This is a genomic window from Lelliottia nimipressuralis (assembly GCF_004115925.1).
Taxonomy (GTDB): Bacteria; Pseudomonadota; Gammaproteobacteria; order Enterobacterales; family Enterobacteriaceae; genus Enterobacter; species Enterobacter nimipressuralis.
In genome coordinates this window covers 86,482-102,528 of record NZ_SDDX01000011.1, presented here as the reverse complement: position 1 = coordinate 102,528, position 16,047 = coordinate 86,482, and the positions used below count along the sequence as shown (strand labels likewise).

Sequence of the window (16,047 nt, the reverse complement as noted above, 5' to 3'; positions counted from 1 at the left end):
TAATATGAGGTTAATCCCTTGAGTGACATGGCGAAAAACCTAATACTCTGGCTGGTCATTGCCGTTGTGCTGATGTCAGTGTTCCAGAGCTTTGGGCCCAGCGAGTCGAATGGCCGCAAGGTGGATTATTCTACCTTCCTGCAAGAGGTCAATCAGGACCAGGTTCGCGAAGCGCGTATCAACGGACGTGAGATCAACGTTACCAAGAAAGATAGTAACCGTTACACGACTTACATCCCGGTGAACGATCCTAAGCTGCTTGATAACCTTCTGACTAAAAACGTCAAGGTGGTAGGTGAGCCGCCTGAAGAGCCAAGCCTGCTGGCTTCTATCTTCATTTCCTGGTTCCCGATGCTGCTGCTTATCGGTGTCTGGATCTTCTTCATGCGCCAAATGCAGGGCGGCGGTGGCAAAGGCGCCATGTCGTTCGGTAAGAGCAAAGCGCGCATGCTGACGGAAGATCAGATCAAGACCACGTTTGCCGACGTCGCAGGTTGTGACGAAGCAAAAGAAGAAGTGGCGGAACTGGTTGAATACCTGCGTGAGCCGAGCCGTTTCCAGAAACTGGGCGGTAAGATCCCGAAAGGCGTTCTGATGGTTGGTCCTCCGGGTACCGGTAAAACCCTGCTGGCGAAAGCCATTGCGGGTGAAGCGAAAGTCCCGTTCTTTACCATTTCAGGTTCTGACTTCGTTGAAATGTTCGTGGGTGTTGGTGCATCTCGTGTGCGTGACATGTTCGAGCAGGCCAAGAAGGCAGCACCGTGCATTATCTTTATCGATGAAATCGATGCTGTAGGCCGCCAGCGTGGCGCGGGTCTGGGCGGCGGTCACGATGAACGTGAACAGACTCTGAACCAGATGCTGGTTGAGATGGATGGCTTCGAAGGTAACGAAGGTATCATCGTTATCGCGGCGACTAACCGTCCAGACGTACTTGACCCTGCGCTGCTGCGTCCAGGCCGTTTCGACCGTCAGGTTGTGGTCGGTCTGCCAGATGTTCGTGGTCGTGAACAGATCCTTAAAGTCCACATGCGTCGCGTACCGCTGTCTCCGGACATCGATGCGGCAATCATCGCACGTGGTACGCCGGGCTTCTCCGGTGCTGACCTGGCGAACCTGGTCAACGAAGCAGCGCTGTTTGCCGCTCGCGGTAACAAACGCGTCGTGTCGATGGTGGAGTTCGAGAAAGCGAAAGACAAAATCATGATGGGTGCGGAACGTCGCTCCATGGTGATGACTGAAGCGCAGAAAGAGTCCACGGCATACCACGAAGCAGGCCATGCGATTATTGGTCGTCTGGTACCGGAACACGATCCGGTGCATAAAGTGACCATTATCCCGCGCGGTCGCGCACTGGGTGTGACCTTCTTCCTGCCGGAAGGCGATGCGATTAGTGCCAGCCGTCAGAAGCTGGAAAGCCAAATTTCGACCCTGTACGGCGGTCGTCTGGCTGAAGAGATTATCTACGGTGTGGAGCATGTTTCTACCGGTGCGTCTAACGACATCAAAGTCGCGACTAACCTGGCACGTAACATGGTTACTCAGTGGGGCTTCTCCGACAAACTCGGTCCGCTGCTGTACGCGGAAGAGGAAGGCGAAGTATTCCTGGGCCGCTCTGTAGCGAAAGCGAAACACATGTCCGATGAAACTGCGCGTATCATCGATCAGGAAGTGAAGGCACTGGTTGAACGTAACTATGGCCGCGCACGTGAAATCCTGAATGACAACCTGGACATTCTGCACTCAATGAAAGATGCGCTCATGAAATATGAGACCATTGATGCTCCGCAGATTGACGACCTGATGGCTCGCCGCGAAGTGCGTCCACCAGCAGGCTGGGAAGATCCAGGCGCTTCCAATAATTCTGACAACAATGGCACCCCGCGTGCACCGCGTCCGGTCGATGAACCGCGTACGCCAAATCCGGGCAATACCATGTCAGAACAGTTAGGCGACAAATAAGTCACCGCTGAAGATGTATTTATCTTCACCTGAAACCCTGGAGCTTGCTCCGGGGTTTTTCTTATCTGCATAACTCAAAATACCAGGGATTTAGCCATGAAACTTTTCGCCCAGGACACGACTCTCGATCTCTCACATCCCCATGTGATGGGCATCCTGAACGTTACCCCTGACTCCTTTTCCGACGGCGGCACGCATAACACGCTGATTGACGCGGTGAAGCATGCCAATCTGATGATCAATGCAGGCGCAACGATTATTGATATCGGCGGTGAATCGACGCGCCCCGGTGCGGCGGACGTGAGTGTGGAAGAAGAGTTATCACGCGTGATCCCGGTGGTTGAGGCTATCGCCCAGCGCTTTGAAGTCTGGATCTCCGTCGACACCTCTAAGCCGGAAGTCATTCGTGAATCGGCGAGAGTGGGTGCTCACATCATTAATGATATTCGCTCTCTGTCTGAGCCTGGTGCTCTTGAGGCTGCCGCAGAAACCGGTTTGCCGGTCTGCCTGATGCACATGCAGGGGCAGCCAAAAACGATGCAGGAAGCTCCAAAATATTCTGATGTGTTCGCGGACGTGAATCGCTACTTTATTGAGCAAATCGCGCGCTGTGAGCGTGCCGGTATCGCAAAAGAGAAATTGCTGCTCGACCCGGGATTCGGTTTCGGTAAAAATCTCTCCCATAACTATGAGCTGCTTGCACGCTTATCGGAATTTCACCATTTTGGCTTGCCGTTGCTGGTCGGGATGTCGCGAAAAACCATGGTCGGGCAATTGCTGAATGTTGGCCCGAGCGAACGTCTGAGCGGCAGCCTTGCCTGCGCGGTGATCGCGGCTATGCAAGGTGCTCACATTATTCGCGTCCATGACGTCAAAGAGACAGTAGAAGCTATGCGTGTGGTTGAAGCCACATTGTCAGCGAAGGAAAACAAACGCTATGAGTAATCGTAAATATTTTGGCACCGATGGTATCCGTGGGCGTGTGGGTGATGCACCTATTACTCCTGAATTTGTACTTAAGTTGGGTTGGGCGGCAGGTAAGGTACTGGCGCGTCATGGCTCGCGTAAGATCATCATCGGTAAAGACACCCGTATTTCTGGCTATATGCTGGAGTCGGCATTAGAGGCGGGGCTTTCAGCCGCCGGGCTTTCCGCTTCCTTTACCGGTCCAATGCCAACCCCTGCGGTGGCTTATCTGACGCGCACCTTCCGCGCTGAAGCCGGTATTGTGATTTCAGCTTCCCATAACCCGTTCTACGACAACGGCATCAAATTCTTCTCCATCGATGGCACCAAACTGCCAGATGAAGTCGAAGAGGCCATCGAAGCAGAAATGGAAAAAGAGCTGACCTGCGTTGACTCTTCTGAGCTGGGCAAAGCCAGCCGTATTGTGGATGCAGCGGGCCGTTACATCGAATTCTGTAAAGGCACCTTCCCGAACGAACTGAGCCTGAGCCACCTCAAAATTGTGGTCGATTGTGCCAATGGCGCGACATACCACATTGCGCCAAATGTGTTCCGTGAACTCGGCGCTAAAGTGATTGCTATCGGCTGTGAGCCAGACGGCGTCAACATCAACGAAGAAGTGGGCGCCACTGACGTGCGCGCGCTGCAGGCCCGCGTTTTGGCTGAAAAAGCCGACCTGGGGATTGCGTTCGACGGTGATGGCGACCGCGTCATTATGGTTGATCACGAAGGCAATAAGGTCGATGGCGATCAGATCCTCTATATCATCGCCCGTGAAGGACTGCGTCAGGGCCAGCTTCGCGGTGGCGCGGTAGGTACGCTGATGAGCAACATGGGTCTCGAGCTGGCGCTGAAGCAGCTGGGTATTCCATTTGCGCGTGCTAAAGTGGGCGACCGCTATGTGCTGGAAAAATTGCAGGAAAAAGGCTGGCGCATTGGGGCTGAAAACTCCGGTCACGTGATCCTGCTCGATAAAACCACTACGGGTGACGGTATCGTCGCCAGTCTGCAGGTGGTTGCCGCGATGGTGCGCAACCATATGAGTCTGCACGATCTCTGCACCGGCATGAAAATGTTCCCGCAGATTCTGGTGAATGTTCGCTTTACCGCGGGTAAAGGCGATCCGCTGGAAAATGAGAACGTGAAAACGGTGATGGCGGAAGTCGAAGCTGCCCTCGGGAATCGTGGCCGCGTGCTGCTGCGTAAATCGGGTACTGAGCCGCTTATCCGCGTGATGGTCGAAGGTGAAGACGAGCAGCAGGTTACTGAGTTTGCTCATCGAATCGCCGATGCGGTGAAAGCTGCATAACTTTGCACAGTAAGTGTTTAAAAAGGCGACGCTTGTCGCCTTTATTTTGCCCGACAGATGCGCTTTTGCTGTTTTTTTCCGCAGTTGATACAATGCGCTGAAATTGCCCTTGCGAAGGTCATTCGCTTTGGTTAGTATTCACACCCGCTTCAGTGGGAAACACAATTCCTGCTAAATTGGTCGAAGCATTGGTATGCGGCAACTCCGCAAGGAACAGGTTGATTATGTACGAAGCTCTTTTAGTTGTTTTCCTTATTGTAGCCATCGCTCTTGTAGCGCTGATCATGCTGCAGCAAGGTAAAGGCGCTGATATGGGAGCCTCCTTCGGAGCAGGCGCTTCCGGTACGCTGTTTGGTTCAAGTGGTTCTGCGAACTTCATGACCCGTACAACGGCTATTCTGGCTACGCTGTTCTTCATCATCAGTCTGGCGCTTGGCAATATCAATAGCAACAAGACCACAAAAGGAAGCGAGTGGGACAATCTGAGTGCTCCGTCTAAAACTGAGCAGACTCAGCCAGCTGAACCGGCTAAGCCGACCAGCGATATCCCGCACTAAGTACTCAGTACCGAGGTGGTGGAATTGGTAGACACGCTACCTTGAGGTGGTAGTGCCCTAACGGGCTTGTGGGTTCGAGTCCCATCCTCGGTACCAATATTCCAGAAAAAAGACGTCGAAAGACGTCTTTTTTTTTCGTCTGTATCTTTTGAGTCCCTGTTTTCACAGGCTCGGTAAGCGTAGTAGTACCACCAGGCAAAACGGGCGTATAGCAGTGTGCTTACCCGCCCGACAAAAGAACGCCAACAAAAAAGGCGCCCTCAGGCGCCTTTTGCATGTCCTCATTAAGAATTACTTCTTGTCGCTGTGTTCCAGATTCTCAACCTGCGGCAGGCCATTGCCGGAAGAGGCAGAGAGCAGACCGGTTTCGATGTAGTTGAAGAGCTTCTCACGGGTGTCGGTGATATCCAGGTTACGCATGGTTAACTGACCGATACGATCGTCCGGAGAGAACACGGAATCACCTTTCTCCATGGTCAGACGCTCTGCTTTATAGGTCAGGTTGTCAGACACGGTGTTCAGGATGGAGTAATCGTTACCGCGACGCAGCTCCAGAGTCACTTCACCGGTGATAGCGCTTGCAACCCAACGCTGCAGAGCATCACGCAGCATCAGTGCCTGTGGATCGAACCAGCGGCCCTGGTACAGCAGTTTACCCAGTTGACGACCGTGGGAGTGATACTGCTCAATGGTATCTTCGTTGTGAATACCGGTCAGCAGACGCTCGTAAGCAATGTGCAGCAGTGCCATCCCCGGGGCTTCATAGATGCCACGGCTTTTAGCTTCGATAATACGGTTTTCAATCTGATCGCTCATGCCTAAGCCGTGGCGACCACCGATGCGGTTTGCTTCCAGCATCAGCTCGACGTCATCAGCGAACGTTTGACCATTCAGGGCAACCGGGTGGCCACGCTCAAAACGTACCGTCACTTCTTCAGCCTGGATTTTGACGTTTTCGTCCCAGAACTTCACGCCCATGATCGGGTTAACGATCTTCACGCTGGAGTTCAGGAATTCCAGGTCTTTCGCTTCGTGCGTCGCACCCAGCATATTGGAGTCGGTGGAGTAGGCTTTCTCAACTGACATTTTGTAGTCGAAGCCGCAGGCGATCATGAACTCGGACATCTCATGGCGGCCGCCCAGCTCGTCAATAAAGTCGGTATCCAGCCACGGTTTATAAATCTGCAGCTCGGCGTTTGTCAGCAGACCATAACGATAGAAACGCTCAATGTCGTTGCCTTTATAGGTGCTACCATCGCCCCAGATGTTCACGCCATCGTCTTTCATGGCGGCAACCAGCATCGTGCCCGTCACCGCACGACCCAGCGGTGTGGTGTTGAAATAGGTCAGACCGCCCGTGGTGTTATGGAATGCACCGCACTGAATCGCAGCGATACCTTCCGCAACCAGCTGCTTACGGCAGTCAATCAGACGTGCGTTCTCTGCGCCATATTCCATGGCACGACGAGGGATCGCATCATAATCTTCCTCATCCGGCTGACCCAGGTTCGCAGTATAAGCATAAGGAACCGCTCCCTTTTGGCGCATCCACAGCAGTGCAGCGCTGGTATCCAGGCCGCCAGAAAAAGCGATGCCAATACGTTGTCCTACCGGAAGATGCTTGAGAATCGTCGTCATAAAATAAAACCCTGCTTGATTGACTGATTAGAGACCGCTTTCGCTCTCATTGCATGTTTATGCAAAATAAGTGAGTTTTCATTTAATCATCTTTTGTCGATGACCGGAAGAGATTCATGCATTTTTTGTGAAAAATCCTGTGCTGCTGCCTGTTGCGAGGCAAACAGGAAAAAAGACACAAGCCTTTAACGTTATTCAGCGTAGCGCATGGAAACCAGAGTTGACAGCGGAATGCTCTAACCAATATAATGCATGCAGATTTTACGTCCCGTCCTCGGTACCAAATCCCAGCATTATTTGCATTTTTTACCCAAAACGAGTAAAATTTGCCACGTTTCAGGCGCGGGGTGGAGCAGCCTGGTAGCTCGTCGGGCTCATAACCCGAAGGTCGTCGGTTCAAATCCGGCCCCCGCAACCACTTTCCTATAAAGTTCTTTTTCAAATATACTGTGAAGACTCAGAGCCTTCGTAGCTGGATTTGAAAAAATTCTTTCAGAAAGTGCTCCAGGCCGCAGTTGCGGCTATAGGGTTCAGTTATCTAAAGCCCCGATTTATCGGGGTTTTTTGTTATCTGACTACAGAATAACTGGGCTTTAGGCCCTTTTTTTATGTCTTGGGGGTGGGCTTGTCCACATTAGAGCAAAAATTAACAGAGATGATTAAGGCACCAGTCGAAGCACTGGGCTACGAACTGGTCGGCATCGAATTTATTCGCAGCCGCACATCCACGCTGCGCATCTATATTGATAGTGAAGATGGCATCAATGTTGATGATTGTGCTGATGTCAGCCACCAGGTTAGTGCAGTTCTTGACGTTGAAGATCCTATTACTGTTGCCTATAACCTGGAAGTTTCCTCGCCTGGTCTCCACCGTCCGATGTTCACCGCTGAGCACTACACGCGGTATCTCGGTGAAGAAGTGACTGTCGTTCTGCGTATGGCTGTGCAAAACCGCCGTAAATGGCAGGGCATTATTAAGGCCGTTGATGGTGAGATGATCACGGTGACAGTCGAAGGCAAAGATGAAGTGTTCGCGCTGAGTAATATCCAGAAGGCGAACCTGGTTCCCCACTTTTAACAGTCTGGATTGAGGTGAAAAGCCCGCGATGAACAAAGAAATTTTGGCTGTTGTTGAAGCCGTCTCTAACGAGAAATCACTGCCGCGTGAGAAGATTTTCGAAGCGCTGGAAAGTGCACTGGCTACAGCAACCAAGAAAAAATACGAACAAGAGATCGATGTTCGCGTAGAAATCGATCGTAAAAGTGGTGACTTCGATACCTTCCGCCGTTGGGTGATCGTCGAAGAAGTGACCCAACCAACCAAAGAAATCACGCTTGAAGCAGCTCGTTACGAAGACGAAAGCTTCAACGTTGGCGAATATGTTGAAGATCAGATCGAATCTGTCACCTTCGACCGTATCACCACCCAAACCGCTAAGCAGGTTATCGTACAGAAAGTACGTGAAGCTGAGCGCGCTATGGTGGTTGATCAGTTCCGCGAACACGAAGGTGAAATCATCACCGGTGTGGTGAAGAAAGTGAACCGTGACAACATCTCTCTGGATCTGGGCAGCAACGCTGAAGCCGTGATCCTGCGTGAAGACATGTTGCCGCGTGAGAACTTCCGTCCAGGCGACCGTATCCGCGGCGTTCTGTACGCAGTGCGTCCGGAAGCGCGTGGTGCGCAGCTCTTCGTCACTCGCTCTAAGCCAGAAATGCTGATCGAACTGTTCCGCATTGAGGTGCCAGAAATCGGTGAAGAAGTTATCGAGATCAAAGCAGCGGCCCGCGATCCGGGTTCTCGCGCTAAGATCGCGGTAAAAACCAACGATAAGCGTATCGACCCGGTCGGTGCTTGCGTTGGTATGCGTGGCGCACGTGTCCAGGCTGTTTCTACTGAACTGGGCGGCGAGCGCATTGATATCGTGCTTTGGGACGACAACCCGGCACAATTCGTGATTAACGCTATGGCTCCGGCTGACGTGTCTTCTATCGTTGTCGACGAAGACAAGCACACCATGGATATCGCCGTTGAAGCAGGTAACCTGGCACAGGCTATCGGTCGTAACGGTCAGAACGTCCGTCTGGCATCTCAGCTGAGCGGCTGGGATCTGAACGTAATGACGGTTGATGACCTGCAGGCTAAGCATCAGGCTGAAGCCCATGCAGCGATCGATAACTTTACGAAGTACCTGGACATCGACGAAGATTTCGCCACTGTCCTGGTCGAAGAAGGTTTCTCTTCGCTTGAAGAACTGGCCTATGTGCCAATTAAAGAACTGCTGGAAATTGACGGCCTGGATGAAGCAACCGTTGAAGCCCTGCGTGAACGCGCTAAAAACGCACTGACCACCCTGGCGCTGGCTCAGGAAGAAAGCCTTGGTGATAACAAGCCGGCTGATGACCTGCTGAATCTGGAAGGTCTTGATCGTGCGATTGCGTTCAAGCTGGCTGCCCGTGGTGTTTGTACGCTGGAAGATCTCGCTGAGCAAGGCGTTGATGACCTGGCTGATATCGAAGGTTTAACCGACGAGAAAGCCGGCGAACTCATCATGGCCGCACGTAATATTTGCTGGTTCGGCGACGAAGCGTAATAAACTGTAGCAGGAAGGAACAGCATGACTGATGTAACTGTAAAATCGCTGGCTGCTGAGATTCAGACCCCTGTGGACCGCCTGGTACAGCAATTTGCTGATGCAGGGATCCCAAAGGCTGCTGATGACTCAGTAACTGCACAAGAAAAACAAACTTTGTTAGCGCACCTGAACCGTGAACACGGTTCAACGCCTGACAAACTGACGTTGCAGCGTAAAACGCGCAGCACGTTAAATGTTCCAGGTACCGGTGGAAAAAGCAAATCGGTACAAATCGAAGTCCGCAAGACACGCACCTTTGTAAAACGTGATCCGCAAGAGGCCGAGCGCCTTGCAGCGGAAGAGCAGGCGCAGCGTGAAGCGGAAGAGCAAGCCCATCGTGAGGCAGAAGAAACAGCCAAGCGTGAGGCAGTATTAAAAGCTGAACGTGAGGCCGCTGAAAAAGCGAAACGCGATGCCAGTGATAAAGCAAAGCGTGAAGCTGCGGAAAAAGACAAAGTGAGCAATCAACAAACTGACGAAATGACCAAAACCGCCCAGGCAGAAAAAGCCCGTCGTGAAACCGAAGCAGCCGACCTGAAGCGTAAAGCGGAAGAAGAAGCACGTCGCAAGCTCGAAGAAGATGCGCGTCGCGTGGCTGAAGAAGCACGTCGTATGGCGGAAGAAAATGCCGGTGTTTGGGCTGAGCAAGAAAAAGAGAAAGGTGAAGAGGATAAGAGCGATTATCACGTCACGACTTCTCAGCATGCTCGCCAGGCCGAAGATGAGAACGATCGTGAAGTTGAAGGCGGCCGTGGCCGTACTCGCACGACTAAAGCGGCTCGTCCTCAGAAGAAAGGTAACAAGCACTCTGAATCCAAAGCTGACCGTGAAGAAGCGCGCGCCGCTGTTCGCGGTGGTAAAGGTGGCAAGCGTAAAGGTTCCTCTTTACAGCAGGGCTTCCAGAAACCTGCTCAGGCCGTTAACCGCGACGTAGTGATTGGCGAAACCATCACCGTGGGCGACCTGGCAAACAAAATGGCTGTTAAAGGTTCTCAGGTCATCAAAGCGATGATGAAACTGGGCGCAATGGCAACCATTAACCAGGTTATCGATCAGGAAACCGCGCAGCTGGTTGCTGAAGAGATGGGCCACAAAGTTATCCTGCGTCGTGAAAACGAGCTGGAAGAAGCGGTAATGAGCGACCGTGATACTGGCGCTGCGGCAGAATCCCGCGCACCCGTTGTGACCATCATGGGTCACGTTGACCACGGTAAAACCTCTCTGCTGGACTACATTCGTTCAACGAAAGTAGCCTCTGGCGAAGCGGGCGGCATTACCCAGCACATCGGTGCTTACCACGTTGAAACTGACAACGGTATGATCACCTTCCTGGATACCCCGGGTCACGCCGCGTTTACCTCTATGCGTGCTCGTGGTGCACAGGCAACGGATATCGTTGTTCTGGTTGTAGCAGCAGACGATGGCGTGATGCCACAGACAATCGAAGCAATCCAGCACGCGAAAGCGGCGCAGGTGCCAGTGGTTGTTGCTGTGAACAAGATCGATAAGCCAGAAGCTGACATGGATCGCGTTAAAAACGAACTGTCCCAGTACGGCGTTATGCCGGAAGAGTGGGGCGGTGAGTCTCAGTTCATCCCAGTATCTGCAAAAGCGGGTACCGGTATTGATGACCTGCTGAACGCAATCCTGCTGCAGGCTGAAGTTCTGGAGCTGAAAGCCATTCGTAAAGGCATGGCAAGCGGTGCCGTTATCGAATCCTTCCTGGATAAAGGTCGTGGTCCGGTTGCAACGGTTCTGGTCCGTGAAGGTACGCTGAACAAAGGCGATATCGTACTGTGTGGCTTCGAATACGGTCGTGTTCGTGCGATGCGTAACGAACTGGGTCAGGAAGTTCTGGAAGCAGGTCCATCCATTCCTGTGGAAATCCTGGGTCTGTCCGGTGTTCCGGCTGCCGGTGATGAAGTGACCGTTGTTCGTGACGAGAAGAAAGCGCGTGAAGTTGCACTGTATCGTCAGGGCAAATTCCGTGAAGTTAAACTGGCTCGTCAGCAGAAATCTAAACTCGAGAACATGTTCGCTAACATGACTGAAGGCGAAGTTCACGAAGTGAACGTCGTACTGAAAGCGGACGTTCAGGGTTCTGTGGAAGCGATCTCCGACTCTTTACTGAAACTGTCTACCGACGAAGTGAAAGTGAAGATCATCGGTTCTGGTGTCGGTGGTATCACCGAAACCGACGCAACCCTGGCAGCGGCGTCCAACGCGATTCTGGTTGGCTTCAACGTTCGTGCTGATGCTTCTGCGCGTAAAGTTATCGATTCAGAAAGCCTGGATCTGCGCTACTACTCCGTCATCTACCATCTGATCGACGAAGTGAAAGCAGCGATGAGCGGCATGCTGTCTCCAGAACTGAAACAGCAGATCATCGGTCTGGCTGAAGTTCGTGACGTGTTCAAATCACCGAAATTTGGTGCGATCGCGGGTTGTATGGTTACCGAAGGTACCATCAAACGTCATAACCCAATCCGCGTTCTGCGTGACAACGTGGTTATCTACGAAGGCGAGCTGGAATCCCTGCGCCGCTTCAAAGATGACGTTAACGAAGTCCGTAACGGCATGGAATGTGGTATCGGCGTTAAGAACTACAACGATGTTCGCGTTGGCGATATGATCGAAGTGTTCGAAATCATCGAAATCCAGCGTAGCATTGCTTAATCCCCGAAAGGATTAAGAAAATTGTAAGCCGGGTAAGCGAAGCGCCACCCGGCATGAAATATCAAAAGGGGCTTATGGCCCCTTTTTTGTCTGGAGAATTTATTATGGCGAAAGAATTTGGTCGCCCACAGCGCGTGGCTCAGGAGATGCAGAAAGAGATCGCACTCATCCTGCAACGCGAAATCAAAGACCCACGCGTGGGTATGATGACCACTGTTTCGGGCGTTGAGATGTCCCGTGATCTGGCCTATGCCAAAGTGTTCGTCACGTTCCTGAACGACAAAGACGAAGCCGCTGTTAAGAACGGCATTAAAGCATTGCAGGAAGCCTCTGGTTTTATCCGCTCTCTGCTCGGTAAAGCGATGCGTCTGCGTATCGTGCCGGAGCTGACTTTCTTCTACGATAACTCGCTGGTTGAAGGTATGCGGATGTCCAACCTGGTGACCAGCGTGGTTAAACATGACGATGAACGTCGTGTGAACCCGGACGACAGCAAGGAGGACTGATGAGTCGTCCTCGTCGTCGCGGTCGCGACGTGCACGGCGTGCTGCTGCTGGATAAACCTCAGGGTGCATCCAGCAATGACGTGCTGCAAAAAGTGAAGCGTCTTTATAACGCTAACCGCGCCGGGCATACCGGTGCGCTGGACCCACTGGCGACAGGCATGCTGCCGGTCTGTCTGGGCGAAGCAACCAAGTTTTCCCAGTACCTGCTCGATTCTGATAAGCGCTATCGCGTGATTGCGAAACTTGGTCAGCGTACGGACACCTCCGACGCAGACGGTCAGGTTGTCGAAGAACGTCCGGTGACCTTCAGTGCCGAGCAGCTTCAGGCCGCGCTGCAAAGCTTCCGTGGGGATACCCTGCAGGTGCCGTCCATGTATTCGGCGCTGAAGTATCAGGGCAAAAAGCTCTACGAATATGCCCGCCAGGGGATTGAAGTCCCGCGTGAAGCGCGCCCGATCACCGTCTACGAACTGCTGTTCATTCGCCACGAAGGTGACGAGCTAGAGCTGGAAGTTCACTGCTCGAAAGGCACGTACATTCGCACCATCATTGACGATCTGGGTGAAAAACTGGGCTGTGGCGCGCATGTGATTTACCTGCGTCGTCTTGCGGTCAGTAAATATCCGGTTGAACGTATGGTGACGCTTGAGCATCTTCGTGCGCTGGTCGTTCAGGCAGAAGAGCAGGGGATCTCCCCGGCCGATTTGCTTGACCCGCTGCTGATGCCGATGGACAGTCCGGCTGCTGATTTCCCGGTTGTGAATTTGCCCCTGACTTCATCCGTTTACTTTAAAAACGGTAATCCGGTTCGCACGACAGATACCCCGCATACCGGGCTGGTCCGCGTTACCGAAGGCGAAGAAAACAAGTTTATCGGAATGGGTGAAATCGATGACGAAGGCCGCGTCGCACCGCGTCGCCTGGTTGTTGAATATCCCCTCTAAGCGATTTACTTGCCTTGCGATAAGCAGGGGAGACGGGTAGAATATCGCCGCTTAACGTCGGGCAAATTGTTTAACAATCTGCGCGGCGTAAACTGGGGTTGCTGAATTAGAGATCGGCACCCTTTCATTCTTTATTTTTTGGAGTTCATCATGTCTCTAAGCGTTGAAGCTAAAGCTAAAATCGTTTCCGAGTTCGGTCGTGGTACTAACGACAGCGGTTCTACCGAAGTTCAGGTTGCCCTGCTGACTGCACAGATTAACCACCTGCAGGGTCACTTTGCAGAGCACAAAAAAGATCACCACAGCCGTCGTGGTCTGCTGCGTATGGTTTCTCAGCGTCGTAAACTGCTCGACTACCTGAAACGTAAAGATGTTGCACGCTACACCGCGCTGATCGAGCGTCTGGGTCTGCGTCGCTAAGTCTTGCGAGTTTCAGAAAAAGGGGCCTAATGGCCCCTTTTTTCAACCAGACGGCAGCAATTCACTGGAAACTATTGTATTGTTGCTATAAATGATCTTCATTGCAGAGGTTCGCGCGGCTAATGAGAGGCTTCACCCATGGGGGTGTCGGTTGTCATTAGTCGCGAGGATGCGAAGAAGGTCGGGTTAAATCGACAGCACACCGAAGGTGTGCTGTCATTCATTAAGAAAGGACAGAATTTTGCTGAATCCGATCGTTCGTAAATTCCAGTATGGTCAGCATACCGTCACGCTGGAAACCGGCATGATGGCACGTCAGGCTACTGCTGCCGTTATGGTAAGCATGGATGACACCGCTGTATTCGTGACCGTTGTAGGCCAGAAAAAAGCAAAACCAGGTCAGGACTTCTTCCCTCTGACCGTGAACTATCAGGAGCGTACTTACGCTGCTGGTAAAATCCCGGGTGGCTTCTTCCGTCGTGAAGGCCGTCCAAGCGAAGGCGAAACCCTGATTGCGCGTCTGATTGACCGCCCGGTTCGTCCGCTGTTCCCGGAAGGCTTCGTAAACGAAGTTCAGGTTATCGCGACCGTTGTTTCCGTTAACCCGCAGGTTAACCCGGACATCGTGGCGATGATCGGTGCATCCGCTGCACTGTCCCTGTCAGGCATTCCATTCAACGGTCCTATCGGTTCTGCTCGCGTTGGTTATATCAACGACCAGTACGTACTGAACCCGACTCAGGATGAGCTGAAAGAAAGTAAGCTGGACCTGGTTGTTGCCGGTACTGAAGCTGCCGTACTGATGGTTGAATCCGAAGCAGAACTGCTGAGCGAAGACCAGATGTTGGGCGCCGTGGTATTTGGCCACGAGCAGCAGCAGATTGTTATTCAGAACATCAACGATCTGGTGAAAGAAGCCGGTAAACCACGTTGGGACTGGCAGCCAGAAGCCGTTAACGAAGCGCTGAACGCGCGCGTTGCTGCACTGGCAGAAGCGCGTCTGAGCGATGCATACCGCATCACTGACAAACAAGAGCGTTACGCGCAGATTGATGTCATCAAATCTGAAACCATCGCTACGCTGGTTGCAGAAGATGAATCTCTGGACGCGAACGAGCTGAGCGAAATCCTGCACGCTATCGAGAAAAATGCTGTACGTAGCCGCGTTCTGGCTGGCGAACCGCGTATCGATGGCCGCGAAAAAGACATGATCCGTGGTCTGGATGTGCGTACTGGCGTTCTGCCACGTACTCACGGTTCCGCACTGTTCACCCGTGGCGAAACTCAGGCGCTGGTAACCGCGACTCTGGGTACTGCACGTGACGCACAGAACATCGACGAACTGATGGGCGAGCGCACTGACAGCTTCCTGTTCCACTATAACTTCCCTCCGTACTCCGTAGGTGAAACCGGTATGGTTGGCTCGCCTAAGCGTCGTGAAATTGGTCACGGTCGTCTGGCGAAGCGCGGCGTGCTGGCAGTTATGCCGGAAGCTGACAAATTCCCGTACACCGTTCGTGTGGTTTCTGAAATTACCGAATCTAACGGTTCTTCTTCCATGGCTTCCGTATGTGGCGCTTCCCTGGCCCTGATGGATGCAGGCGTGCCAATCAAAGCTGCTGTTGCGGGTATCGCAATGGGCCTGGTGAAAGAAGGCGACAACTTTGTTGTTCTGTCTGACATTCTGGGCGACGAAGATCACCTGGGTGATATGGACTTCAAAGTAGCGGGTTCCCGCGAAGGTATCTCTGCACTGCAGATGGATATCAAAATTGAAGGTATCACCAAAGAGATCATGCAGGTTGCACTGAACCAGGCTAAAGGTGCGCGTCTGCACATCCTGGGCGTGATGGAGCAGGCGATCAACGCGCCACGCGGCGACATTTCTCAGTTCGCACCGCGTATCCACACCATTAAGATCAGCCCAGACAAGATCAAAGACGTGATCGGTAAAGGTGGTTCTGTTATCCGTGCTCTGACTGAAGAGACCGGCACCACTATCGAAATCGAAGATGACGGTACTGTGAAGATCGCAGCGACCGACGGCGAAAAAGCGAAATTCGCGATTCGTCGTATCGAAGAGATTACTGCAGAAATCGAAGTGGGTCGCATCTACAATGGTAAAGTGACCCGTATCGTTGACTTTGGCGCGTTCGTTGCCATCGGTGGCGGTAAAGAAGGTCTGGTACACATCTCTCAGATCGCTGACAAGCGCGTTGAGAAAGTGACCGACTACCTGCAGATGAACCAGGAAGTCCCGGTTAAAGTTCTGGAAGTTGACCGCCAGGGCCGTATCCGTCTGAGCATTAAAGAAGCGACCGAGCAGTCTCAGCCTGCTGCCGCGCCGGAAGCCCCGGCCGCAGAACAAGGCGAGTAAGGTTGCATTTGCCCTCCGCTTCGGCGGGGGGCGTATTATCAGGCAGGACGCCTTGT

General features: G+C 52.7%; 12 protein-coding genes and 2 tRNA genes. 13 read left to right on the top strand and 1 reads right to left on the bottom strand.

The annotated features are described in order from the left end of the window. Positions 1 to 27 precede the first annotated feature (27 nt). The 5 genes from ftsH to ETG88_RS10590 all read left to right on the top strand — a co-directional run bounded on the left by ftsH (position 28) and on the right by ETG88_RS10590 (position 4,890). On the top strand, positions 28 to 1,962 hold the full coding sequence (gene ftsH, locus ETG88_RS10610; RefSeq protein ID WP_100778748.1) for an ATP-dependent zinc metalloprotease FtsH: 1,935 nt from the start codon (positions 28 to 30) through the stop codon (positions 1,960 to 1,962). Between the two features lie 96 nt (positions 1,963 to 2,058). After that, positions 2,059 to 2,907 (top strand): dihydropteroate synthase, encoded by an 849-nt coding sequence (folP, locus tag ETG88_RS10605; RefSeq protein ID WP_100778749.1) that lies wholly within the window; start codon positions 2,059 to 2,061, stop codon positions 2,905 to 2,907. Further along, positions 2,900 to 4,237 carry a phosphoglucosamine mutase gene (gene glmM / locus ETG88_RS10600; protein WP_100778750.1) on the top strand — a complete coding sequence of 446 codons (1,338 nt, stop codon included), beginning with the start codon at positions 2,900 to 2,902 and terminating at the stop codon, positions 4,235 to 4,237. Before folP ends, glmM begins: the two co-directional genes overlap by 8 nt. Positions 4,238 to 4,461: 224 nt before the next feature. Continuing rightward, entirely contained in the window at positions 4,462 to 4,794 is a 333-nt protein-coding gene (gene secG, locus ETG88_RS10595) for a preprotein translocase subunit SecG (RefSeq protein ID WP_100778751.1), read from the top strand. Between the two features lie 9 nt (positions 4,795 to 4,803). Beyond that, positions 4,804 to 4,890 (top strand) — tRNA-Leu (locus ETG88_RS10590). A gap of 195 nt (positions 4,891 to 5,085) precedes the next feature. On the opposite strand, the gene argG is transcribed toward ETG88_RS10590, so the two are convergent. Next, positions 5,086 to 6,432: an argininosuccinate synthase gene (argG, locus tag ETG88_RS10585; RefSeq protein WP_100778752.1), complete on the bottom strand. Its 1,347-nt coding sequence runs from the start codon at positions 6,430 to 6,432 to the stop codon at positions 5,086 to 5,088. Positions 6,433 to 6,773: 341 nt separating this feature from the next. On the opposite strand from argG, the gene ETG88_RS10580 reads away from it, so the two are divergent. The 8 genes from ETG88_RS10580 to pnp all read left to right on the top strand — a co-directional run bounded on the left by ETG88_RS10580 (position 6,774) and on the right by pnp (position 15,991). Then, positions 6,774 to 6,850: transfer RNA gene (locus tag ETG88_RS10580), tRNA-Met, on the top strand. Between the two features lie 207 nt (positions 6,851 to 7,057). Then, positions 7,058 to 7,510, top strand: a complete 453-nt coding sequence (gene rimP / locus ETG88_RS10575; RefSeq protein WP_142503648.1) for a ribosome maturation factor RimP — start codon at positions 7,058 to 7,060, stop codon at positions 7,508 to 7,510. Positions 7,511 to 7,538: 28 nt separating this feature from the next. After that, positions 7,539 to 9,026, top strand: a complete 1,488-nt coding sequence (gene nusA, locus ETG88_RS10570) for a transcription termination factor NusA (protein ID WP_100778754.1) — start codon at positions 7,539 to 7,541, stop codon at positions 9,024 to 9,026. Positions 9,027 to 9,050: 24 nt separating this feature from the next. Beyond that, on the top strand, positions 9,051 to 11,744 hold the full coding sequence (gene infB / locus ETG88_RS10565; RefSeq protein ID WP_129035381.1) for a translation initiation factor IF-2: 2,694 nt from the start codon (positions 9,051 to 9,053) through the stop codon (positions 11,742 to 11,744). 104 nt (positions 11,745 to 11,848) lie between these two features. Next, on the top strand, positions 11,849 to 12,250 hold the full coding sequence (gene rbfA / locus ETG88_RS10560) for a 30S ribosome-binding factor RbfA (RefSeq protein WP_100778756.1): 402 nt from the start codon (positions 11,849 to 11,851) through the stop codon (positions 12,248 to 12,250). Further along, complete coding sequence (gene truB / locus ETG88_RS10555) at positions 12,250 to 13,194, top strand: tRNA pseudouridine(55) synthase TruB (RefSeq protein WP_129035380.1); 945 nt, start codon at positions 12,250 to 12,252, stop codon at positions 13,192 to 13,194. Before rbfA ends, truB begins: the two co-directional genes overlap by 1 nt. Before the next feature lie 150 nt (positions 13,195 to 13,344). After that, the gene (rpsO, locus tag ETG88_RS10550) at positions 13,345 to 13,614 is read left to right on the top strand and encodes a 30S ribosomal protein S15 (RefSeq protein ID WP_003861789.1); all 270 of its coding nucleotides are present in this window, start codon (positions 13,345 to 13,347) and stop codon (positions 13,612 to 13,614) included. 241 nt (positions 13,615 to 13,855) lie between these two features. After that, on the top strand, positions 13,856 to 15,991 hold the full coding sequence (gene pnp / locus ETG88_RS10545) for a polyribonucleotide nucleotidyltransferase (protein ID WP_095283551.1): 2,136 nt from the start codon (positions 13,856 to 13,858) through the stop codon (positions 15,989 to 15,991). The last annotated feature ends 56 nt before the right edge of the window (positions 15,992 to 16,047 follow it).